Source organism: Bordetella tumbae, assembly GCF_965139195.1.
Taxonomy (GTDB): Bacteria; Pseudomonadota; Gammaproteobacteria; order Burkholderiales; family Burkholderiaceae_B; genus Bordetella_A; species Bordetella_A tumbae.
Genome location: NZ_CBCSJH010000011.1, coordinates 55543 through 77059 on the forward strand (window position 1 = coordinate 55543; position 21517 = coordinate 77059).

The window sequence follows — 21517 nt, forward strand, 5'->3', positions numbered from 1 at the left end:
AGCGAACGGCAGCTTCGCTTTCACACTAAAGAAAAACCCTCCGGGACAGCCCCCCCGGAGGGTTTGTTTTTCAAGGCATGGTCCGTTTCCGCGAGAGTGCCTGGATCAATCAACGCGGCCGCTTATCAATCACCCGTCGCGCTTTACCTGTCAGTGTACGCTCGACAAAACCGCACTCTGCGACGCGAACCCGAGCGGTCACGCCTATGTACGACTTGACGGCATGCTGCAGTTGCTTGCCTAGCGCCTCACGCTCCGCCTCAGCCAAATTCGCAAACTCGTCACGCACCTCGGTCAGGATCTCTAATTCGTCGAGGTGTCCGCTGCGCGTCAGCACCAACTGATAATGCGGTGCCAGTTGCGCGATCTTCAGGACTTGTTCCTCCACCTGCGTGGGAAACAGGTTTACCCCACGTACGATCAGCATGTCGTCGCTTCGGCCCGTGATTTTGCCGATACGGCGCATACTGCGCGATGTAGGCGGCAGCAGACGCGTCAGATCGCGGGTTCGATAGCGGATGATGGGCATGGCTTCTTTGGTCAGCGACGTGAACACCAACTCGCCAGACTCCCCATCGGCCACGGGCTCACCGGTGTCGGGATTGATGATCTCGGCGTAGAAATGGTCCTCCCACACCACGGGACCGTCCTTGGTTTCCACGCATTCGCTGGCGACGCCTGGCCCCATGACTTCCGACAATCCATAAATATCCACAGCATCGATCGCCGCCTCGGTTTCGATATCCTGGCGCATCTGCCCCGTCCAGGGCTCGGCGCCAAAGATGCCGATACGCAGCGAGCTCTGACGCGGGTCAATCCCCTGACGGCGTTGTTCCTCGAGGATATTGCAGAAATACGAAGGCGTGACCATGATGATGTCCGGCCGGAAATCATTGATCAGTTGCACTTGCTTTTCGGTTTGGCCGCCCGACATGGGGATTACCGTGCAACCTAGCCGCTCGGCTCCATAATGCGCCCCGAGCCCGCCAGTGAATAGCCCATAGCCATAGGCCACGTGCACGATATCGCCCGCTTTACCGCCGGCCGCACGAATCGAGCGTGCCACCAGATTGGCCCAATTATCCAGGTCTTGCGCGGTATAACCCACCACCGTGGGCTTGCCCGTCGTGCCGCTGGACGCGTGCACGCGCGACACCCTTTCACGCGGCACGGCAAACAGACCAAAGGGATAGTTGTCGCGCAGATCTTTCTTGGTCGTAAAGGGAAACTTGGCGATATCCGACAGATGCTTCAGATCATCGGGATGCACGCCTGCCGCATCGAACGCCTGTTTATAGTGCGGCACATTCTGATAGGCATGGGTCACCGTCCACTGCAGGCGCTGCAGCTGTAGGGCCTCGATTTCGTCGCGGCTCGCGTGTTCGATGGGATCCAGTCCGGGCTTGCTCACGGTATTGGACATGGTGCTGTCTCCTGAAATACTGTACGGCTTCTCGCCGCTTTATCAACGTAATCAACAAGTATGGCGAGGCCGCAATACCCGGGTATGAATGACCGTCAACGCTCTGGCGGGGCGCCCACGATCTGGCCTTTGATGCGATAGGAACGCCCGCGAAACAGGGCCAGTTGCTTGCCGTCCTGATTCGTGATGGTGACGTCATAGACCCCGGTGCGTCCGGCCAGCGAGCGTTCTTGCGCCACGGCCGTCAACACGTCTCCGGCAAATCCAGGCGCGAGAAAATCAATCGTGCAGCCGGAGGCCACTGTACTGACATTGCGCGAGTTGCATGAAAAAGCAAAGGCGCTGTCCGCCAAGGAAAACAAAAAGCCCCCATGACACGTCTGATGGCCATTGAGCATGTCTGGGCGGACCGGCATCGTCAGTCGCGCATAGCCGGGCGCAATCTCGACGACCTGCATGCCCAGGCCCTGGCTCGCCGCATCAGCCGCGTACATCGTGTCTCCGACCGCTTGCGCCAACGCATGAGGATCGGTAGGGACATCAAGATCCTGATTCGATGCCGGAGAGGTTGTCAGTCCAGTGTGCATGTCAGTAGCGTATCTAGGTTGCTATGAAATAGGAGCCCCGGTCTTTCCGGGCCGTCGGCAATCACTGCCCTTTGAATTGCGGCTCGCGCTTGGCCATGAATGCGGCTACGCCTTCGGCATAGTCGGCACTGCGCCCCAGCTCGCGCATCAAGTCACGCTCCAGGTTCAACTGCGTCGAGAGATCATTTTGCAAACTCACTTGCAAGGCTTGTTTCGTGCTGGCCAGCCCGCGTGTCGGGGCCGACGCAAAATGCGTGGCCAGCTTGTCCAATGTCACCTCGAATTCGGTATCCGGCACGCATTGCCAGATCAGGCCCCAGTCCTGGGCCTGGCGAGCGGTGAGCTTGTCGCCCAACATCGCCAATCCCATGGCGCGCGCACGTCCTACCAGACGAGGCAACACATACGTGCCGCCGGTATCCGGGATCAAGCCGAGACGGCAGAACGACTGGATGAAGCTGGCGGACTCCTTGGCGATCACGATGTCGCCAGCAAAGGCTAGATTGGCCCCTGCCCCCGCCGCAACACCATTGACGCCCACGACCACGGGCGAAGGCAGCGCATTCAAACGGCGTACCAGCGGTGCGTAGAACTTCTCTACCGTCTCGCCCAGATCAGGAGGAATGCCGTCGGCAGCCATCTGGCGCTCGCTCAGATCCTGGCCAGCGCAGAACCCGCGTCCCGCCCCCGTCAGGACCAACACACGTGCACCCTCGTTTTCGACTCGGGTCAGTGCATCGGCCACCTCGCCGTGCATGGCAGCCGTGAAGCTGTTGAGTTTGTCGGGACGATTCAGCGTCAGACGCGCGATGCCGCCAGACAGATCGAACAGAATGCTCTGATAGGTCATGGAATCCGCTCCTGTTAGACGTGACGGCGCGTCTGCACAACGCGAAAACGGTTGGACACAAAGGCCGAATCCGACAACGCCGCATTGGCCGCCGGGTTGGCACCTGTGCCATGAAAATCGCTGAAGGCGGCGGTCTGGTTCACGAACACGCCGCCCGTCAGATTCAACGACAGCGCCACACCCGATACCTCTGCCGCATCCTGGATCTGCGCCGCGACGTCGTCGTCTGTCGTGTAGGCGCCAAAGGACAGCGCGCCGTGCTGGATCACGCTATCGCGAGCCAGCTCAATACTGTGTGCAGTCGAGTCCGTCGCCACAACGAAAGCAATCGGCCCGAACCATTCTTTGCTGATGTCAGGATTGCTGGCATCGGTACGCAGCACCAACGGAGTATGCACCCGCGCGTTTTCAAATTGAGGATGCGTCAGCGACTGACTGTCGACCACGACGGGCAGGCCCAATGCGCGTGCCTGTTCGATGCGTTGGACGATGCCTTCGTTCTGAATCGCCCCCGTCAGTTCCACAGCCTTGGCAGGATCGGCGCAAAGCTTGCCTACGGCCGTTCCCAGTGCGGCCGCGACGTCGTCGAAACTGACGTGCCCCTCTGCCGTGTTAATACCATCGCGAGGTACGTAGATATTTTGCGGCGCCGTGCACATCTGCCCCGAATACAAGGCCAGCGAAAAAGCCAGGTTGCGCACCACGCCTTTCAGGTCCTCGGCCGAATCGATGATGATCTGGTTGACGCCTGCTTTCTCGGTATACACCTGGGCTTGGCGAGCGTTTTGCTCCAGCCAATTACCGTTGGCGCTGCTGCCGGTAAAGTCGATAAGCTTGACGGAGGGATCCTGAGCCAATTGCTGTGCGGTATCGTCGCCTGCGGCATGCGCGGCCAGTTGCACCACATTGGGATCAAAGCCTGCCTCGGCCAGGACCTCGCGCGCCACCTGCACCGTGATCGCCAGCGGCAGAATGGCGCCGGGATGCGGCTTGACGATCACGACGTTGCCCGTAGCCAGACTGGCAAACAACCCCGGATAGCCGTTCCAGGTCGGAAAGGTCGAGCAGCCGATCACCAGCGCCGTACCACGGGGTACTACCGTGAAACGCTTTTCCATCTTGATGGGATCGTTCTTGCCCTGGGGTTTTTCCCACAACGCCACATCGGGAATACGCGCCATTTCCTGCCAGGCATAGGCCACGGCCTCGAGGCCTCGGTCCTGTGCATGCGGACCGCCCGCCTGAAAAGCCATCATAAAACCCTGGCCCGTGGTGTGCTGCACCGCGTGCGCGATCTCGAAACTGCGCCGGTTCACCCGCGCCAGGATTTCCAGCGATACCCCGACCCAGGTGCGTGGCCCGGCACGGCGCCAGGATTCGAACGCTTGAGCGGCGGACTGTACCAGCACGGCCGGCGGCACACGCGGATACGTAATATCCAAGGCGAAACCATAAGGCGATTGCTCGCCGCCCACCGCCCCGTCGGCCCCCTTCAGTTCCAACGGAAAAGGCTTGCCACGCAAAGCTTCGAAAGCGGCGCGCCCATCCTCGTTGGCAGTCTCACCATAATTGCGCGGACTGGGCGACTCGGCGAACGGACTCCAATAACCACGATCGGCAGCGGCGGCCAAGGCACGCTCTAGCACAGGCTGATGGCGCTCGAAAAATTCTAATGACACGTGCGGTCTCCGGATAAATGCGTTATTCAAGTTTCTTGATCAAAATCCAATACGAGGCGGTCACTGACAGGAAAGCTCTGGCAGCTCAGCACAAAGCCGCGCGCGACTTCATAATCCTCGAGCGCGAAATTCGCGTCCATATCGACCTCGCCTTCGATAACCTTGCAGCGGCACGTCGAACATACTCCGCCTTTGCAGGAATACGGCAATTCGATGCCCTGCTCCAGCGCCGAGTCCAGGACGCTGTCTTTATTTTTCTGAATGACAAAACTGCGGCTGTGGCCGTCTTGCACCACCGTGACCTCGCACTGCCCTTTTCCGGGGGCAGCGGGCGTATCACGGCCTGTACGCAACGCTCGTGGTCCGCGCGGCGCGCCGAACAGCTCGAATTTGATCTGAGATTTCGGTACGCCGCGATCCTGCAGATGCTGCACCACGCTCTCGATCATGGTCTGCGGACCACAGACAAAAGCATAATCAATATCGGCGGCAGGCATCCATGCGGACAAAAGCTGGTCGACTTTGTCGCCATCGAGCCGGCCATTGAACAACTCGATGTCCTGGCTCTCGCGGCTCATGATGTAGACCAGGGAAAACCTGTCCATGTACAGGTTTTTCAGGTCCTCGATTTCCTCGCGGAACAACACCGACGATGAGGCACGATTGCCAAAGAACAAGGTAAATCGGCTATGCGGCTCAGTCGACAGCGCGGTTTTCACCAAGGAAAACACCGGCGTGATGCCACTGCCCACGGCAAAAGCGACATAATGGCGCTGATGCTCTGGCGAAAAATCCACCGTGAAATTACCGGCAGGCGGCATGACCTCGAGCATCTGGCCAGCCTGCAACGCGTGATTGGCCCAGCTGGAGAATGCGCCGTCATCGACCTTTTTAATCGCGACGCGCAACACACCGTCGCCCGGGGCCGAACAAATCGAATAAGAACGGCGCAGCTCTTCGCCCTCGAGCTCCGTGCGCAGCGTCAGATACTGTCCCGGACGAAACTCAAACTGCGATTGCAGCGCCTGCGGCAAATCGAACGTCACCACCACGGCATCGCGCGTATTGCGTGCCACGGAAGAGACCCGCAGAGAATGAAAAGAATTCTGACTCATGGCGTACTCCGGCCCTGTTCAGTGTGTTTTGAAATAATCGAACGGCTCGCGGCACGCGTTGCAGCGATACAGCGCCTTGCACGAGGTCGAGCCGAAATGACTGATCAGTCGCGTTTGCGACGAGCCGCAGTGCGGGCACACGATCAACGGCCCGGCGGCGCGCCGGCTGATGCCGGATACGTCAATGGCACGCTCAGCCGGCGCCGCGATGCCATAACCCTTGAGCGCCGCCCGGCCACGTTCGCTCATCCAATCGGTAGTCCAGGCAGGGGACAATCTCGTCTGTATGCGCACCGCGGCGACACCGTGATCCGCCAACGTCCGTTGGATATCCTCCGAGATTTCCCGCATCGCGGGGCAACCGGAATACGTAGGTGTAATGGTGACCACGCACGTGCCGTTTTCCCATGCCACCTCGCGTATCACGCCCAGATCCACCACCGACAATACCGGGATCTCCGGATCGGGCACGCCTTCGAGCCAGGTCATGACCTGGCTCGGCGACGCGGTCGCAACGCCGTTCACCAGACGGCTCCCGGATGCGCGCGGGGCAGCGACTGCATTTCCGCCAGCACGTAGCTCAACGCCTCGGTATGACGGCCTTGACGCCCTCCTTGGTAGGCCAGGTGGCCAGCGTCATCCTCGGCCGGCATCGTCAACGTGGCCTCGGCCAACACCTCGCGCACATGCGCCAGCCAGGGGCCACGCAGCGTGCCCAACTCACAGGAAATCCCGCGTTCAACCATGTCGTGATCGATGTCATCGTCAACGAACAGCTCACCCGTATAACGCCATGCGTCGTCGATGGCCTCTTGCATCTTGGTGTGGCTGGTCTCGGAGCCATCCCCTAGACGCACCACCAGATCCGACGAGCGGCGCACGTGATAGGTGACTTCTTTCAGCGACTTTGCCGCGATAGCCACCACGCGCTCGTCAGTCGACTGCGTCAGGCGCTGCAGCAGAAAGTAATGCCACACGTCAAAGAAAAATTGGCGTGCCAGCGTGTCACCATAATGTCCATTGGGCCGTTCGACCAGAATCAGATTCCGGAACTCATGCGCATGACGCAAATAGGCCAACGCATCCTCGTCGCGCCCCGCACCCTCGATCTCGCCGGCCAGCGTCAACCACATGCGCGACTGCCCCAGCAAATCCAGCGCGGTGTTGGTCAACGCCAGGTCCTCTTCCAGTGCAGGCCCATGGCCGCACCACTCGGACAGGCGTTGCGACAGGATCAACGTGGTATCGCCCAGACGCAGCAAATACTCAAAAAAGGGCTTGTCCATGCTCGCGTCTCTCACATGTGCTTGATTTCGTCGGGCATCGGGAAAAACGTGGGATGCCGATAGACTTTGTTGTTGGCCGGATCGAACAACGGCTCTTTATCGGCCGGACTGCTCGCCACGATATCGGCCGCGCGCACCACCCAAATACTGAGGCCTTCGTTACGACGGGTGTAAACGTCGCGTGCATGATTGATGGCCATCTCCGCATCCGAGGCATGCAAACTGCCTACATGCTTGTGCGCCAGACCGTGCTGGCTGCGGATAAAGACCTCCCACAGCGGCCATTCCTTGCTCATGATGCCTGTCCTTTAGTATTGGGCGGCACGTCATCCGCCCTGAAATCATTCCGCTACCGACAAGCGGCGTGATGTTCGTGAAGGGAATCCCCGTTCACTGCTGCATCGCGTTGCCGCGCACTGCCCGCCACGTACCTCGTCGAACGCTGACCTAGGGCCATTTCACGCGCATCGACAACCTGCGTATTCATGACGGTCTATCTGTTGCTACGGTCACGCTGCCTTGCGCTGCGCCTGCTTTTCGGCATAGGCCACCAAGCCATCGCGCACCCAGGCGCCCGCTTCATGGGCCTTTTGACGGGCGGCCAGGCGTTCGCGATTGCAGGGCCCATGACCCTTGATGACCGCATAAAACTCGCTCCAATCGATCTCGCCAAAATCGTAATGACCGCGCTCGGCGTCCCATTTCAGATCGGGATCGGGCACCGTCAGCCCCAGATACTCGGCCTGGGGCACAGTCTGGTCCACCATTTTCTGACGCAGCTCATCATTGGAAAACAGCTTGATCTTCCAGGCCATCGATTGCGCGCTGTTCGGCGAATCCGCGTCAGACGGACCAAACATCATCAGCGCCGGCCACCACCAGCGATTCAGGGCATCCTGACACATCGCTTTTTGCTCTGGCGTGCCATGCAAGCACATTTGAATCAGCAGGTCATAGCCTTGCCGCTGATGAAACGACTCCTCCTTACAGACGCGCACCATGGCACGTGCGTAAGGGCCGTACGAGCAGCGGCACAGCGGAATCTGATTGATGATGGCCGAGCCATCCACCAGCCAGCCGATCATGCCGATATCGGCCCACGACAAAGTGGGGTAATTGAAAATGCTGGAGTACTTGGCGCGCCCCGTCAGCAGATCGTCGACCAGCTCATCGCGCGATACGCCCAGCGTCTCGGCAGCGCTGTACAGATACAGACCATGCCCCGCCTCGTCCTGCACCTTGGCCAACAAGATGGCCTTGCGCTTGAGCGATGGCGCGCGTGTGATCCAGTTGCCCTCGGGCAGCATGCCGACGATTTCGGAATGTGCATGCTGCGAAATCTGCCGAATCAGTGTTTTGCGATAGGCCTCGGGCATCCAGTCCTGGGGCTCGATGCGCACGCCTTCATCGACACGGCGTTGAAAGGCCTGCTCGGGACCGGAAAGTTCATCCACATTGCGGACCTGCTTGACGCCGGTTTCGACTAGCTGTGCATACATGTTCGTCTCCTGTACGGTCGCATGCGCCTGCAGGCGCTCGCACCGATCGTTTATCTGACTCAGCTAAAGACGATTATTTAATACACAAAATCAATTGTCAAAGAAATTCTTGTATCACATTAAAAATGTGTATCATGTCCAGCATTCTGATATCCGGCCTGGATTTCGATGGCAAACACCCCTTCTTCCCTCGGCCGCTACGTCGCCCGACTGCTCAAAGACGACCCGCCCCGTGCCAAATCGCTGTGCGTCAGCTTGCTGGGCGATGCCTTGGCATGCCACGGCGGCGCCATCTGGCTGGGAGGCATCATCGAGCTGCTCGAACCCCTGGGCATCAACGAGCGTTTGCTGCGCACCAGCGTATTCCGGCTGGTAGCCCAAGGCTGGCTGCAGGCCGAGCGCCATGGACGGCGCAGCCTGTATCAGCTATCCGAACTCGGCCGCCGCCGCACCGCCCACGCCTCGCAACGCATCTACGACGGCCCGTCCGCACAATGGGATGGAGACTGGACCCTCGTCGCCCTACCCCGCCTGGGCAACAACGCCCTGTCCGAACGCCTCGAACTGCGCCGCGAATTGACGTGGGAGGGCTTTGCCATGATTGCGCCAGGGCTGTTCGCCCACCCCCAGGCGGACGCTCATACGGCGCATGAAATCCTGGAAAAACTCGGCATTCCCGACAAGGCGCTCGTTCTGGCGGGGCGTGACCTCGCTGGCGCAGGCGGGCTTCCTATCGCGAGCCTGGCCCCCCAATGCTGGAATCTGGACGCGTTGGCTGAGCAATACCGTCACTTTTCCGATCAGCTGGGCCCGCTGGACAAACTGCTGAACGAGCCCGCCGAGCCTGCCGACGCCTTTGCTGCACGGATGCTGCTGCTGCATACGTGGCGGCGCATTGTCTTGCACGACCCGCAATTGCCGGTGCCCATGTTGCCCGAGCAATGGCCTGGCCACGCCGCGCGGGAGCTATGCGGCAGGATCTACTGGAAATTGTTCGATGCTTCGGAACAGTATCTCGATGCTGTGGCGGGCAAGGATAACGAGCGGTATACGCCGTTGTCGGATGAGGTGTATGCGAGGTTTGGGGGGCCAGCTGTCTAGGCGAGCGATGGTGGATGGGTTGCGGGTTGTGCTGGCAAGCGGTGTCTCGGGCGTGCAATCGGTGTCTCTATTTAGACGTTCCTGCCGGGTGCCGGGAAGCCTCGCCGGGCCTATCGCGCGGACTCGCCCCATGAGCAGGGGGCTCGGCCTCGCTGCGCGAGGCTAAATCCGCGCTCAACGGCCCGGCGAGGCTTCCCGGCACCCGGCAGGAACTCACAGTAGTGGCAGGCCGTCGTTGCTGGCTGTTGTTGGCCTGGGTGCTAACATGATTTGCGGCACACCATGATCGTCCGAGGGGTGACGCATTTCACCATGGTCGGGGCCTGTATGCATGGCAAGCAACGACCGTTCAATCAGATGCCATGTCACCACCCTCAATACCCGTCACGGTGGAATCACCCGTAATGTGAAGACAGCGCGAGCCGGCGTTTGCCGTGTAAAAGGGGCACCGGCCCGTNGAGCACGGATTTAGTCCGCGCAGCGGACCGAGCCCCCTGCTNATGGGGCGAGTCCGTGCGATAGGGCCGGTGCCCCTTTTACACGGCGAACGCCGGCGCCTAAAGAACCACTACACGCTCGAACCACTACACCTTCAGGAAATGCTCACGGTAATACTTCAACTCGTCGATGGACTCGTAAATATCCGCCAGCGCCTCGTGCCTGCTTTTCTTTTCAAAGCCCTTGTACACCGCAGGCACCCACCGGCGGGCCAGCTCTTTCAAGGTGCTGACATCCAGATTGCGGTAGTGGAAAAAACGCTCCAGGTTGGGCATGTAGGCGTACATGAAGCGGCGATCCTGGCTGATGGTATTGCCGCACAGCGGTGATTTCCCGGCAGGCACATGCTGAGACAGGAAATCCAGCAGCATTTGCTCGGCTTGAGCCTCGCTCAGGGTGGATGCCTTGACCTTGTCGATCAGGCCGCTTTTACCGTGCGTGGACTTGTTCCAGCTGTCCATGGCATCCAGCAGACTGTCGGGCTGGTGCACGACCAGCACGGGACCTTCGGCCACAACAGTCAGGTCCGGTTCGGTGACCACCACGGCCACTTCGATGATGCGTTCTTTGCTAGGGTCGAGCCCGGTCATCTCCATATCGAGCCAGACCAGGCGATTTTCGTTCGCAGCCATATAATTTGCCTATAAAACACCACATTTTCTCATACGTAACGCCAATTCCGTGCCACTGACCACTCTGACCCTGCTGTTTGTCGCCTTTCTGGTTGCCGATCTCTGTGTGCGCCAATGGCTGGCCATGCGCCAGATCCGCCATGTCGCCAGCCACCGAGACCTGGTCCCCCCTGAGTTTTCGCCACGTATCGGCCTGGCGAGCCACCAGCGTGCCGCGGACTACACGGCAGCGCGCGTGCGGCTGGGGATGCTGGAACGAGTGTACGACGCGGCCATTCTGGTAGCCCTGACGTTGGTGGGCGGCCTGCAGGCCATCGATCTGGCAGTGGCCCAGCTCACCTCGAACGACCTGCTGCGTCAACTGATGTTATTAGGCAGCGTCGCGCTACTGCTGGGGGTGCTGGGTTTGCCTTTTACCTTGTGGCGTCAGTTCAAACTCGAGGCCCGTTTTGGCTTTAACCGCATGACTCCAGGGCTGTTTGCCTCGGATTTGGTCAAAGGGATACTGGTGTCGCTGATATTGGGCGCCCCTCTGGCAGCGGCCATTCTGTGGTTGATGGCGAGTGCCGGCAGCCTATGGTGGCTATGGGCGTGGGGCTTATGGACAGCATTCAACCTCCTGTTGCTGTTCATTTTCCCGACCTTCATTGCACCGCTGTTCAATAAATTCACGCCGCTATCCGACCCTGATCTGGCGAACCGGATCAAACAGCTGGCCCAGCGCTGCGGTTTCGCGCTCAATGGCCTGTTTGTCATGGACGGCTCGCGCCGCTCGGCGCATGGCAATGCGTATTTCACGGGCTTTGGCAAATCGCGCCGCATTGTATTTTTCGACACGCTGCTGGCGCGCCTGAATGCGGACGAGATCGAGGCTGTGCTGGCGCATGAGCTGGGGCATTTTGCCAAACGCCACATCGTCAAACGTATTGTGCTGAGCCTGGGCGCCGCCCTGCTGTTTTTTGCAGTACTGGGCTGGTTGGCGCAACAACCCTGGTTCTACGAGGGGTTGGGCGTATTGCCACGCCTGAATGGCCGCAATGATGCGATGGCACTATTGCTGTTTTTCTTGGTAATACCCGTGTTTACCTTTATGTTGACCCCGGTCGCCAGTTGGTACTCTCGCCGTGACGAGTTCGAGGCCGACCGTTACGCCGCCACCCAAAGCTCATCCGAACAACTCGTCTCGGCGCTCGTCAAACTGTACGATGACAACGCCGCCACTCTGACTCCCGACCCTGTGCACTCTGCCTTTTACGATAGCCACCCGCCCGCCGCCGTGCGCATCCGCCACCTGACGCAGCACGCATGAGCGCCAGCAGCCAGCCATTAGAAGGCCGCATTATTGCGGCACACGGCCGCCACTATGTGGTGGAATTCCCCGACGGATCGGAGCGCCATTGCTTTCCTCGTGGGAAAAAAGCGGGCGCAGCCGTAGGCGATAGGGTACGCGTCGCCCCTCAAGGGCGTGACGAGGGGGCAATCGATGCCATTTTGCCGCGCAGCAATCTGCTATTCCGCTCGGACGAAATGCGTTCCAAGCAGTTTGCGGCGAATGTCGACCAATTGCTGATCGTGGTCGCAGTCGAACCGACCTTTTCAGACGATCTGGCGGGGCGAGCCTTGGCGGGCGCGTGGAGCGCCGGGATCGAGCCGCTGATCATTCTGAACAAAGTCGATCTGGAAACCGGTGTCACCGCGGCCCGCGCACGCCTGGCGTCCGTGCGTGCCTTAGGCGTTCCCATCATCGAACTCAGCGCTCATGACCGGCCCTCAGTACATGCCGCACTGGCGGAAAAGCTGGCCGGCAAAACCACGCTGCTGCTGGGCCAAAGCGGCATGGGCAAATCGACGCTTCTTAATGCACTGGTGCCTGATGCCGACGCGGCGACGCGAGAATACTCGTCAGCGTTGGACATGGGTCGACACACGACCACGAGTACGCGCCTGTATCACTTGCCTGCGCCGGGCGGCGATTTGATTGATTCTCCGGGATTTCAAGCGTTCGGTTTACAGCACCTGTCGGGCGACGATATCTTGCGAGGATTCCCGGAATTCACCGCGCATATTGAACGTTGCCGTTTTTATAACTGCACGCACCGGCACGAGCCGGGCTGCGGCGTCGTGGCGGCACTACAGGCAGGGGAGATCGATGCAGGGCGTTATGCGCTGTATCGGCGCATCCTCGAAGAAAGCGAGGCCGCACAGCAGCGCTATTGACCTGATTGGGAAAGGGACTTGCATGGTCACCGCCCGAATGACGCCCCACCCATGTCAGCCGTCAACCCATGGCGCAGCATGTGATACAGGTTGCGCAACATGCCCGCCGTGGCCCCCCAAATAAAGTACTGATGCCAGGGCATGGCGTAATACAGCCTTTCGCGTCCATCGGGCAATGGCCCTCGATAGAGGCGGTGATTGGCGGGGTTCGTCAAGAAAGTCAGAGGTACCTCGAATATCTCGGCGACTTCGAAGACATCGGGCTTCAGCGTGAAACCCGGGCGCACCAGCGACAACACCGGGGTGATGGAAAACCCCGTCGACGTCAAATAAGCGGGCATCGAACCCAGCACGTCGACATACTCGGCAGACAGGCCGGTTTCTTCTTCGGCCTCGCGTAACGCCGTCGCGATGGGCGACGCATCCGTCGTTTCCACACGCCCGCCCGGAAAACTGATCTGGCCGGCATGATCGTACAAGTGTGCCGTACGTTGCGTCAGCATGATGCTCACCCCTTCGGGATGAACAACCATGGGGATCAAGACCGCTGCCAATACTGGCGTACCCTCGCGTCCGGGGTGGCGGTATTCGGTCGAACCTAGCGGATCCTGGGGCCACGGTCCTGCGTGGCTCAGCACCCCACGCAATCGTTGAGGCACGAGCAGATCGGGCGCGATAGCGGTCAGACCGGCATCAGCGGGCTGCCAGGGCTGAGCGGCGGGATCGAATTGCATGACGGCGGGAGGCCGGCGGGGACGAGACGAAGGGTCGGGCATACCTGCTACAAGCGTTAAAAAAGGCACCTTGATAGGTGCCTTTTTAACCCGGATCGCCGGGAAGCGCGGTGTGATCCTGCCTGAGCGGGCATCACACCGAGACCAATCAAGCCGATTTGGCTTGCTTGATGACCAGCTTTTCTTTGATACGAGCCGACTTGCCCGAGCGGCTGCGCAGGTAGTACAGCTTGGCACGACGCACATCACCGCGGCGCTTGACTTCGATGCCGGCGATTTGCGGGGAATACAGTTGGAACGTACGCTCGACGGCTTCGCCGGACGAGATCTTGCGCACGATGAAGGACGAATTCAGGCCGCGGTTGCGCTTGGCAATCACGACTCCTTCGTAGGCCTGCACACGTTTGCGAGTGCCTTCAACGACGTTGACGCTGACCACGACGGTATCGCCAGGGGCGAATTCGGGTACGGTCTTGTCGCCGGTCAGGCGCTTGATTTCTTCCTGTTCCAGGATAGCGATGAGGTTCATGAGAACTCCGAGATCATCGTGCCTTGCGCTGTTTTTGCATGGGGCGCCGACCAGGGCCGGGACCTTTGCTGTACGCAAGCAGAGGATGAGGTTTGTGGTAAACCCAGCATTCTACATCAAATCAACACTTTACGTACATACCGCCCGCACGCGGGTGGAAATCCCACGCCTCGTGCAACACCGTCCCCTTTTTAGGCGGTTTTAGCAGTACCCTTGCACATCTAAATGTCATATTTCTGTCATATATAGCAACTGCCGCACCCATGTCTTACGCGTCCCTGATATTGGTCGTTTTGGCGGCCATGGCCCACGCCTCGTGGAATCTGTTGGCCAAGCGGGCCGCGATGGTGGGGCCAGTATTTGTCTTTGCCTATGGGCTATGCGCCACCCTGTTATACGCCCCCTGGGTGATATGGATCCTGCTGCACGAAGGGATGGTCTGGAGCTGGCCCGTCATTGTGTGCATCCTGGCGTCCAGCGCCCTGCATCTGGGTTACAGCCTCTGTCTGCAACGCGGCTATCAGGTCGCGGATCTGTCGGTGGTATATCCCATTGCCCGCGGCACGGGCCCGCTCTTGTCTACCACCGGCGCCTTTTTACTACTGGGTGAGCCCGCAACGACAACGGGGATCATCGGTATGCTGTGCGTCGTCGGCGGCGTGCTGCTGATTGCTACGCAAGGCAAACTGTCGTTATTCCGCCAGCCTCAGGCATGGCTGGGGGTGCGCTGGGGCATCGTCATCGGCCTGTTCATCGCGACGTATACCGTCGTAGACGCCTATGGCGTCAAGGTGCTGTTAATCATGCCGGTGCTCTTTGACTGGTTCACGTGTGCCACGCGTACCGTCATGATGGCGCCACACGTCATGAAGCGCCGTGCGGAAAATTGGCAAGCCATGCGGGGATATTGGCGCCTCGCATGGGCCGTCGGTCTGCTGTCGCCGCTGGGCTATATCCTGGTGCTCTATGCCCTGCGCAACGGCGCACCGTTAAGCCTGGTCGCCCCTGCCCGGGAAATGTCGATGATGCTGGGCACCCTCGCCGGCATGTTTCTCCTGAGGGAAAAAGTCGGCGTCGGACGGCTACTGGGATGCTTGGCCATTCTGGCGGGCGTTATCCTGCTCGGGTCTAGTTAGAAGCGTTTCCGAACAGCCGCTGCTGCGCAGATGAGGTCTGGACGCCTTAGGGAAAACTGCCGTATAGGGCCCACTCACCCTCAGCGCGGGAAAGCTCAAAACCCAGCGGCCGCCCCCAGCCACATCAACCCCGGAATCAACGCTCCCCACATCGCGACCAGCAAGACATCGCCCACCATTTGGCGCATGGTCACGCCCTGGCTCAAGGCTCGGCTGGCCGTCCCCATGGACTGGCTGTGCGCGGCCATCGTATCCATCGGGAGTGCAGCGGCGGACATTTGGGCCTGAGCAGCACTCACGATCGGCTGAGAAATCCGAGCAGCTGGCGTCGGCTGAACGACTGGCTGAACATCAACGGCCGGTGCGTCTATCGGCTGGGCAACGGCGGAAGAACCGATGACATCCGATTGCGCAGCTGGCGCCAAGGCGCGATGACGCCCCTGAGACAAACCAGAAGAAAAAGGCCATTTGGCGGGCTGACGCAGCACGCCGACCGCGGCTCGCGCCAAAATGCGTGGCACCCAGGTCGGCAGCCGCGAAGGCAAAGAAACAACGGTATCGGAAGCAAGCGTGGCAGTGGACATGAAAGGCTCCGGTTAGAACAGCGCTAACTGCGGTGAAGACGAAAGCGGCGACGAGGATTTCGATTGCCGGGATGAACCCTGCCCTGCTACCGAAGCAGCCGAGACAGAGGACGCCGGGCTGACCGCCCTGGGCGCTTGGAACAAATGCGTGACCAACTGGGGACGAGTGGTATTCAACCCCAGTTTGCGTACGGCCAAGTTGAAACGCTGGCGCAGCAAATTGGCCCACAGGCCCGTGCCGCGCATACGCGTGCCAAATTGAGGGTCGTTGCGTCGGCCATTGCGCATATCCTCGATGCGGTGCAGCACGCGTTGCGCGCGATCGGGGAAATGGGCCTCCAGCCATTCCTGGAAAACGGCCTTGACCTCCCAGGGCAAGCGCAGCACGGTATAGCTGGCATAGCAGGCGCCTGCCTGGCGTGCGTCCTGCAAGATGCGTTCGAGAGACTCGTCGTTGATAAACGGAATAATGGGCGCCACCAGCACACCCACAGGCACCCCGGCGTTGGCCAGGGTGCGCACGGCCTGAATGCGTCTCCAAGGGGCAGACGCACGCGGCTCGAGGGTGCGCGCCATCTCTGTATCCAGGGTCGTGACGCTGACGTACACCGTAATCAACCGTTGTTCTGCCAAGGGCTGTAACAGATCCAGATCACGTTCAATCAGGGCGTTTTTGGTGACGATCGTGGCGGGATGCCGCGTTTGCAGCAAAAGCTCGAGCACACCGCGCGTCAATTGCCATTCGCGCTCGATGGGCTGATATACATCCGTCGCCGAGCCGATATTGATCGGCGAGACGCGATATCCCGGGCGCGACAGCTCGGTTCGCAACACATCGACGGCATTGGCCTTGGCGATCAGGCGCGTCTCGAAATCCAGCCCGGGGGAATACCCCAGGTAGGCGTGAGTCGGCCGGGCGTAACAATAAACGCAGCCATGCTCGCACCCACGATAGGGGTTCACGGCTACATCAAAGGGAATATCGGGAGAATCGTTACGTGACAGGAGCTTGCGCGCCTGTTCGGACGTCACTGTGGTCTTGAGTGTCGATTCGGCAACGATGGGAATGTAACCACCGGCGATATCGGCATCAGAGACATCGTCCTGGGAAGCCGCCACCTGACCACTGGACCAGCCGTCATCGGCGGGCTCACGCTCGGTCTGTTCGAATCGATGCCGAACATTAGTAACCGCTCCCCGGCCGCGCAAGGCGGCGGGGGCGGCAGCCGGGGACCCAGAACCGGCGGGAAAAACGTGATTGGTGCGTTCCATGAAAGTACTGTACAAAAAACCAGTACTTTCAGCAAGCCCCAAATGCCCTCATCGAGCGAAATCTCACTTTACCCCAAGACGGGCCCGCCGTCTGAAGAATCGATTTCATACTTTGGAAATCGGCCGGAAACCCGCATGGATATTGGGTTTAGCCTAAAAACAACAGGCCGCCTCCCCTACGGGCGGCGGCCAATGAGGCTCATTTTCGTCCCAACAAGAATCACGGCCTGGGCATTCAGACAGCGACGCCAGTTCGAATCGAACTCACGAGCAGTGTGTGATGAATTCTGACTCGCTCGAAGACAGGCGACGACTTAACGCAGCATGCCTGCAGCTGCAGTTTGATGTGTTGCCTCGTCGATCAGAATGAATGCTCCCGTTGCCGGCGCATCGGTATAACGATCGACCGCTAATGCTTCACGCGTCGCAAACGACACACGGCCAATCTCATTCATGTTCAAGGTGCCGCTGTGGTTTTCGACTTCTTGCAACTCGTGAATATCACGATGCGTCAACACGCCGCGAATCTTGGCCGACGTCAGACGCGTGCCATGCTTGAGCAAATACTTGCGAGCGGGATTCAAGGCTTGCGTATCCAACCAGCACAACTCCGCCTCGAACTCACGCCCCACGCGCGCGGGGGCTGCAGCATGCGACAACACATCGCCGCGCGACACATCCACATCGCGATCCAGCACGACAGTGACGGAATCACCGGCAACCGCGACGTCTACAGCGCGATCGAATGCCAGAACCTCTTTCACACGCGCGGCAACGCCGGACGGCTGAATCACCACGTCATCGCCGGGACGCAATTCGCCACTGGCGATACGGCCGGCATAACCACGAAAATCCTCTGCACTATCGCCACCATGACGCGACACCCATTGGACGGGAAACCGCAATGGACGCACGGCTGCTTCGCTATCGGTGCCACCCAGCTGTTCCAGCAGACTCAACAGCGGCGGGCCGTCATACCACGGCGTTTTATCCGAACGATTGACGACGTTGTCGCCTTCGAGCGCTGACAACGGCAGCACGTGATAGTGCGCGATATTCAGGCGGCGCGCGAGCTCCGCATACGCATCACGGATGCGTTCGAATACCGCTTGATCCCAGTCAACCAGATCCATCTTGTTGACCGCCACCACGATATGGCGAATGCCGAGCAAATGAGCAATGGTGCTATGGCGCTTGGTCTGCGTCAGCAGTTGGCCATCGGCAGCCCGCGTCGCGTCGATCAGGATGATCGCGGCATCGGCGGTCGATGCGCCGGTCACCATATTGCGTGTGTACTGCTCGTGCCCCGGGGCATCGGCCACGATGAACTTGCGCAGCGGGGTCGAGAAATAGCGGTAGGCCACATCGATCGTAATTCCCTGCTCACGTTCGGCCTCCAGGCCGTCAGTCAACAACGAGAAATCAATCCCGTCACCCGCCACGCGCTTGTATTTAGCGCGGGAGATCGCATCCAGCTGATCGGCAAACACGCCCTTGCTGTCATACAGCAAACGCCCGATCAAGGTCGATTTACCGTCATCTACCGAGCCGGCCGTAATCAGACGCAGAACACCATTGTCGGTGTCCGGCAAAAAAGAGTCATTCACAGCATTCATGTCGAAGTCCGGTAATCAGTTCAGAAATAGCCTTCTTTCTTGCGGCGCTCCATCGAGGCCTCGGAAGTCTGGTCATCCATGCGCGTCGCACCGCGCTCGGTAATATCGGTCACAGCTGTCTCGGCAATAATGGCCAAGGGATCGGCAGCATCAGACGCCACGGGGCACGTGCAAGAGATATCGCCCACCGTGCGAAATCGCACGGCCAGGTTTTCGACTTGCTCGCCGTCCTGCGGCGGCGTCAGCGGCGTCACGGGCACGAGCAGGCCCTTGCGGCGCACGACGTCGCGTTGATGGCTGTAGTAGATCGACGGCAGCGCCAACTGTTCGCGCTGGATGTATTGCCACACATCCAATTCGGTCCAGTTCGAAATCGGAAACACCCGCATGTTTTCGCCCTTGTGCACACGGGTGTTGAAGAGATTCCACAACTCGGGGCGCTGAGCCTTGGGGTCCCATTGACCGAACTCATCGCGGAACGAAAAAATACGCTCTTTCGCACGCGCCTTTTCTTCGTCGCGACGTGCGCCGCCGATACATGCATCAAAGCCGAACTCTTCGATCGACTCCAGCAGCGTGACTGCTTGTGCGGCGTTGCGTGAGTCGGTCTCGCGTCGCAACACCACACTGCCGCGGCGAATGGAGTCCTCAACGCTGCGCACGATCAGGGTCTCACCCAGCTCGGCGGCACGTTGATCGCGAAATGCAATCACTTCGTCAAAATTATGGCCCGTGTCGATATGCATCAGCGGAAACGGAAACCGGCCCGGGCGGAAGGCTTTTTCCGCGAGCCGCAACAGCACGACCGAATCCTTGCCCCCGGAGAACAGCAACACGGGTTTGGCGCATTCGGCCGCCACTTCGCGCAGGATGTAAATCGCTTCGGATTCCAGCCAATCGAGATGGCTGCGATTGAGAACGACAGACATGATTTTCCTTTTATACAGAAGTCGATTTTTCTTGTGCCGCGACGACCGAGATCACTCGGTTGCCCGCATGAAGGCCGCACTCTTTCGAGTCGGATGATTCCCACCACCACCGTCCCGCCCGCACGTCCTCGCCCGGGCGAATGGCGCGCGTGCAAGGCTCACAGCCGATCGAGGGATAGCCTTGGTCATGCAACGGGTTGTAGGGGATGTCCAGAGCGCGAATGACATGCCACACGTCTTCTTCGCTCCAGGCGGCCAGGGGGTTGTATTTGTACAGGCCGAACACGGGGTCTTGCTCGGCCTCCGGCAGCTCGCCGCGCGTGGCGGCCTGAGCACGGCGCTGCCCTGTGATCCAGGCGCCACGGCCTGCCAGAGCGCGCTTCAAGGGATCGACCTTGCGGATCTGGCAACAGGACTTGCGCAGGTCCACACTTTCATAGAAAGCATGGGCTCCGTGCGTTTTCACATACTGATCCACCGCCTCGGCATCGGGGCAATAGATCGTCAACTCACGGCCGTAGCGCTCGCGCACGGCGTCGATCATGCCTAGCGTTTCTGCATGCAGACGGCCAGTGTCCAAGGTAAATACCTCTAACGGAAAGCCGCCATCGTAGATAGCGTGCGTCAACAACATATCCTCGGCCGCCAGTGACGATGCCAGCGCGGCGTCGGGATACTGCCGGGCAATTTCGGCCAGACGTTCTTGCAACGCCTGCCAACGCATGGCCACGGCCGGGTCTAGTGCGGAATCAATGACTGTCATAGTTATGCCGCGGCAAAAACTCGAGCACGGCGCGGTCGCGCCAGCAAGCTTTCACCTTCCTTCAGTTCAAGTTCACGATAGAGTTGCTCCGGCACCTGAGCTTCGATCGTGGCCTGGATATCCTGACGTTCCAGTTCCAGATAGGCGCTCGGGCCAGCTAAATACACATGGTTCAGGCGCACGGGAATCCCCTGCCCCAAACCGTTGTCACGCGCGAGATCAATCTCGTGCGGACGCACATAGGCAATCGCCTGCTGCTGATGGGCCTTGGCCAGATCGGGGGCTGGCAGCTCGACGCCATGTGCATGCCAGACGCCATTGGTCGCATGACCGGCCAACTGATTGACGTCGCCCAAGAACCCATACACGAATGGTGTGGCCGGGTGCTCCCAGACTTCGCGCGGCGTGCCTACCTGCTCGATGCGGCCGGCATTCATCAACACCACACGGTCCGCGACTTCCAGGGCCTCTTCCTGGTCGTGCGTGACGAACACGCTTGCCACATGCAACTCGTCATGCAGACGGCGCAGCCAGCGGCGCAGTTCCTTGCGCACCTTGGCATCCAACGCACCAAAGGGTTCGTCCAGCAACAACACCCGCGGCTCGACGGCCAATGCACGAGCCAGCGCGATACGCTGGCGCTGCCCACCTGATAACTGCGCCGGATAACGATCCGCCAGCCAATCCAACTGCACCAGGTTCAACAACTCGTGCACTTTCTGACGGATCTGCGTTTCACTGGGGCGCTGTGCGCGACGCTTGACCCGCAGACCGAACGCCACGTTCTCAAACACAGTCATGTGCTTAAAGAGCGCATAGTGCTGGAACACAAAGCCGACCTGACGATGGCGCACGTCCACGTCTGTAGCATCCTCCCCAGCAAACAGGACACTTCCTGTGTCGGCAGTTTCCAAGCCCGCAATAATGCGCAGCAGGGTCGTTTTCCCGCAACCGGAAGGGCCTAGCAACGCTACCAACTCACCGGTTTCGATATGCAGAGAGACGTCGTCCAGGGCACGAAAATCACCAAAGCGACGCGAAAGATTTTTGACTTCAATACTCATGCC

General features: G+C 59.8%; 22 protein-coding genes. 4 read left to right on the forward strand and 18 right to left on the reverse strand.

Features of this window, described 5'->3' with window-relative positions; all coding sequences use genetic code 11:
* Window positions 1-109: 109 nt before the first annotated feature.
* From paaK to paaA, 9 genes are all read right to left on the reverse strand, one after another.
* Entirely contained in the window at window positions 110-1423 is a 1314-nt protein-coding gene (paaK, locus tag ACNA0J_RS14005; protein ID WP_415819487.1) for a phenylacetate--CoA ligase PaaK, read from the reverse strand.
* 95 nt (window positions 1424-1518) lie between these two features.
* Window positions 1519-2010: a hydroxyphenylacetyl-CoA thioesterase PaaI gene (gene paaI, locus ACNA0J_RS14010; RefSeq protein WP_415819488.1), complete on the reverse strand. Its 492-nt coding sequence runs from the start codon at window positions 2008-2010 to the stop codon at window positions 1519-1521.
* Between the two features lie 61 nt (window positions 2011-2071).
* A complete protein-coding gene (paaG, locus tag ACNA0J_RS14015; protein WP_415819489.1) occupies window positions 2072-2860 on the reverse strand; it encodes a 2-(1,2-epoxy-1,2-dihydrophenyl)acetyl-CoA isomerase PaaG in 789 nt (262 codons plus the stop codon).
* 14 nt (window positions 2861-2874) lie between these two features.
* Window positions 2875-4539 carry a phenylacetic acid degradation protein PaaN gene (paaN, locus tag ACNA0J_RS14020; protein WP_415819490.1) on the reverse strand — a complete coding sequence of 555 codons (1665 nt, stop codon included), beginning with the start codon at window positions 4537-4539 and terminating at the stop codon, window positions 2875-2877.
* Between the two features lie 26 nt (window positions 4540-4565).
* Window positions 4566-5654 carry a 1,2-phenylacetyl-CoA epoxidase subunit PaaE gene (paaE, locus tag ACNA0J_RS14025; protein WP_415819491.1) on the reverse strand — a complete coding sequence of 363 codons (1089 nt, stop codon included), beginning with the start codon at window positions 5652-5654 and terminating at the stop codon, window positions 4566-4568.
* Window positions 5655-5672: 18 nt separating this feature from the next.
* Entirely contained in the window at window positions 5673-6143 is a 471-nt protein-coding gene (gene paaD / locus ACNA0J_RS14030) for a 1,2-phenylacetyl-CoA epoxidase subunit PaaD (RefSeq protein WP_415819492.1), read from the reverse strand.
* A gap of 32 nt (window positions 6144-6175) precedes the next feature.
* Complete coding sequence (paaC, locus tag ACNA0J_RS14035) at window positions 6176-6940, reverse strand: 1,2-phenylacetyl-CoA epoxidase subunit PaaC (protein WP_415819493.1); 765 nt, start codon at window positions 6938-6940, stop codon at window positions 6176-6178.
* An 11-nt stretch (window positions 6941-6951) separates the two neighbouring features.
* On the reverse strand, window positions 6952-7236 hold the full coding sequence (gene paaB / locus ACNA0J_RS14040) for a 1,2-phenylacetyl-CoA epoxidase subunit PaaB (RefSeq protein ID WP_415819494.1): 285 nt from the start codon (window positions 7234-7236) through the stop codon (window positions 6952-6954).
* A gap of 213 nt (window positions 7237-7449) precedes the next feature.
* The gene (paaA, locus tag ACNA0J_RS14045) at window positions 7450-8439 is read right to left on the reverse strand and encodes a 1,2-phenylacetyl-CoA epoxidase subunit PaaA (RefSeq protein ID WP_415819496.1); all 990 of its coding nucleotides are present in this window, start codon (window positions 8437-8439) and stop codon (window positions 7450-7452) included.
* A gap of 168 nt (window positions 8440-8607) precedes the next feature.
* Between paaA and paaX the strand changes: the two genes are divergently transcribed.
* Window positions 8608-9540, forward strand: coding sequence for a phenylacetic acid degradation operon negative regulatory protein PaaX (gene paaX / locus ACNA0J_RS14050; RefSeq protein ID WP_415819497.1), 933 nt, complete (start codon window positions 8608-8610; stop codon window positions 9538-9540).
* A 584-nt stretch (window positions 9541-10124) separates the two neighbouring features.
* Here paaX and orn read toward each other — a convergent pair.
* Window positions 10125-10670: an oligoribonuclease gene (gene orn, locus ACNA0J_RS14055; protein WP_415819498.1), complete on the reverse strand. Its 546-nt coding sequence runs from the start codon at window positions 10668-10670 to the stop codon at window positions 10125-10127.
* A gap of 49 nt (window positions 10671-10719) precedes the next feature.
* Between orn and ACNA0J_RS14060 the strand changes: the two genes are divergently transcribed.
* The gene (locus ACNA0J_RS14060) at window positions 10720-11979 is read left to right on the forward strand and encodes a M48 family metallopeptidase (RefSeq protein ID WP_415819499.1); all 1260 of its coding nucleotides are present in this window, start codon (window positions 10720-10722) and stop codon (window positions 11977-11979) included.
* Window positions 11976-12887, forward strand: a complete 912-nt coding sequence (gene rsgA, locus ACNA0J_RS14065) for a ribosome small subunit-dependent GTPase A (RefSeq protein ID WP_415819500.1) — start codon at window positions 11976-11978, stop codon at window positions 12885-12887. The genes ACNA0J_RS14060 and rsgA overlap by 4 nt, the downstream gene beginning before the upstream one ends.
* A 26-nt stretch (window positions 12888-12913) precedes the next feature.
* Here the strand turns inward: rsgA and ACNA0J_RS14070 are convergent, their stop codons facing one another.
* Complete coding sequence (locus tag ACNA0J_RS14070) at window positions 12914-13663, reverse strand: CoA pyrophosphatase (protein WP_415819501.1); 750 nt, start codon at window positions 13661-13663, stop codon at window positions 12914-12916.
* A gap of 106 nt (window positions 13664-13769) precedes the next feature.
* A complete protein-coding gene (gene rplS, locus ACNA0J_RS14075; RefSeq protein ID WP_415819502.1) occupies window positions 13770-14150 on the reverse strand; it encodes a 50S ribosomal protein L19 in 381 nt (126 codons plus the stop codon).
* A gap of 263 nt (window positions 14151-14413) precedes the next feature.
* Here rplS and ACNA0J_RS14080 point away from each other — a divergent pair, with 263 nt between their 5' ends.
* The gene (locus ACNA0J_RS14080; RefSeq protein WP_415819503.1) at window positions 14414-15286 is read left to right on the forward strand and encodes an EamA family transporter; all 873 of its coding nucleotides are present in this window, start codon (window positions 14414-14416) and stop codon (window positions 15284-15286) included.
* 95 nt (window positions 15287-15381) lie between these two features.
* Here ACNA0J_RS14080 and ACNA0J_RS14085 read toward each other — a convergent pair whose 3' ends face one another.
* The 6 genes from ACNA0J_RS14085 to ACNA0J_RS14110 all read right to left on the reverse strand — a co-directional run bounded on the left by ACNA0J_RS14085 (window position 15382) and on the right by ACNA0J_RS14110 (window position 21514).
* On the reverse strand, window positions 15382-15870 hold the full coding sequence (locus ACNA0J_RS14085) for a hypothetical protein (RefSeq protein ID WP_415819504.1): 489 nt from the start codon (window positions 15868-15870) through the stop codon (window positions 15382-15384).
* 12 nt (window positions 15871-15882) lie between these two features.
* A complete protein-coding gene (locus ACNA0J_RS14090) occupies window positions 15883-17142 on the reverse strand; it encodes a PA0069 family radical SAM protein (RefSeq protein ID WP_415819505.1) in 1260 nt (419 codons plus the stop codon).
* Between the two features lie 314 nt (window positions 17143-17456).
* Window positions 17457-18758 carry a sulfate adenylyltransferase subunit 1 gene (locus ACNA0J_RS14095; protein WP_415819506.1) on the reverse strand — a complete coding sequence of 434 codons (1302 nt, stop codon included), beginning with the start codon at window positions 18756-18758 and terminating at the stop codon, window positions 17457-17459.
* A gap of 20 nt (window positions 18759-18778) precedes the next feature.
* Window positions 18779-19687, reverse strand: coding sequence for a sulfate adenylyltransferase subunit CysD (cysD, locus tag ACNA0J_RS14100; RefSeq protein ID WP_094820423.1), 909 nt, complete (start codon window positions 19685-19687; stop codon window positions 18779-18781).
* 10 nt (window positions 19688-19697) lie between these two features.
* On the reverse strand, window positions 19698-20450 hold the full coding sequence (locus tag ACNA0J_RS14105; RefSeq protein WP_415819508.1) for a phosphoadenylyl-sulfate reductase: 753 nt from the start codon (window positions 20448-20450) through the stop codon (window positions 19698-19700).
* A gap of 2 nt (window positions 20451-20452) precedes the next feature.
* Window positions 20453-21514: a sulfate/molybdate ABC transporter ATP-binding protein gene (locus tag ACNA0J_RS14110; RefSeq protein ID WP_415819509.1), complete on the reverse strand. Its 1062-nt coding sequence runs from the start codon at window positions 21512-21514 to the stop codon at window positions 20453-20455.
* Between the last annotated feature and the right edge of the window lie 3 nt (window positions 21515-21517).

What these genes read in the sequence shown, in the direction of transcription:
- paaK (WP_415819487.1), bottom strand. Translation starts at nt 1,423, where the DNA reads ATGTCCAATACCGTGAGCAAGCCCGGACTGGATCCCATCGAACACGCG.
- paaI (WP_415819488.1), bottom strand. Translation starts at nt 2,010, where the DNA reads ATGCACACTGGACTGACAACCTCTCCGGCATCGAATCAGGATCTTGAT.
- paaG (WP_415819489.1), bottom strand. Translation starts at nt 2,860, where the DNA reads ATGACCTATCAGAGCATTCTGTTCGATCTGTCTGGCGGCATCGCGCGT.
- paaE (WP_415819491.1), bottom strand. Translation starts at nt 5,654, where the DNA reads ATGAGTCAGAATTCTTTTCATTCTCTGCGGGTCTCTTCCGTGGCACGC.
- paaD (WP_415819492.1), bottom strand. Translation starts at nt 6,143, where the DNA reads ATGACCTGGCTCGAAGGCGTGCCCGATCCGGAGATCCCGGTATTGTCG.
- paaC (WP_415819493.1), bottom strand. Translation starts at nt 6,940, where the DNA reads ATGGACAAGCCCTTTTTTGAGTATTTGCTGCGTCTGGGCGATACCACG.
- paaB (WP_415819494.1), bottom strand. Translation starts at nt 7,236, where the DNA reads ATGAGCAAGGAATGGCCGCTGTGGGAGGTCTTTATCCGCAGCCAGCAC.
- paaA (WP_415819496.1), bottom strand. Translation starts at nt 8,439, where the DNA reads ATGTATGCACAGCTAGTCGAAACCGGCGTCAAGCAGGTCCGCAATGTG.
- paaX (WP_415819497.1), top strand. Translation starts at nt 8,608, where the DNA reads ATGGCAAACACCCCTTCTTCCCTCGGCCGCTACGTCGCCCGACTGCTC.
- orn (WP_415819498.1), bottom strand. Translation starts at nt 10,670, where the DNA reads ATGGCTGCGAACGAAAATCGCCTGGTCTGGCTCGATATGGAGATGACC.
- rsgA (WP_415819500.1), top strand. Translation starts at nt 11,976, where the DNA reads ATGAGCGCCAGCAGCCAGCCATTAGAAGGCCGCATTATTGCGGCACAC.
- ACNA0J_RS14070 (WP_415819501.1), bottom strand. Translation starts at nt 13,663, where the DNA reads ATGCCCGACCCTTCGTCTCGTCCCCGCCGGCCTCCCGCCGTCATGCAA.
- rplS (WP_415819502.1), bottom strand. Translation starts at nt 14,150, where the DNA reads ATGAACCTCATCGCTATCCTGGAACAGGAAGAAATCAAGCGCCTGACC.
- ACNA0J_RS14080 (WP_415819503.1), top strand. Translation starts at nt 14,414, where the DNA reads ATGTCTTACGCGTCCCTGATATTGGTCGTTTTGGCGGCCATGGCCCAC.
- ACNA0J_RS14085 (WP_415819504.1), bottom strand. Translation starts at nt 15,870, where the DNA reads ATGTCCACTGCCACGCTTGCTTCCGATACCGTTGTTTCTTTGCCTTCG.
- ACNA0J_RS14090 (WP_415819505.1), bottom strand. Translation starts at nt 17,142, where the DNA reads ATGGAACGCACCAATCACGTTTTTCCCGCCGGTTCTGGGTCCCCGGCT.
- ACNA0J_RS14095 (WP_415819506.1), bottom strand. Translation starts at nt 18,758, where the DNA reads ATGAATGCTGTGAATGACTCTTTTTTGCCGGACACCGACAATGGTGTT.
- cysD (WP_094820423.1), bottom strand. Translation starts at nt 19,687, where the DNA reads ATGTCTGTCGTTCTCAATCGCAGCCATCTCGATTGGCTGGAATCCGAA.
- ACNA0J_RS14105 (WP_415819508.1), bottom strand. Translation starts at nt 20,450, where the DNA reads ATGACAGTCATTGATTCCGCACTAGACCCGGCCGTGGCCATGCGTTGG.
- ACNA0J_RS14110 (WP_415819509.1), bottom strand. Translation starts at nt 21,514, where the DNA reads ATGAGTATTGAAGTCAAAAATCTTTCGCGTCGCTTTGGTGATTTTCGT.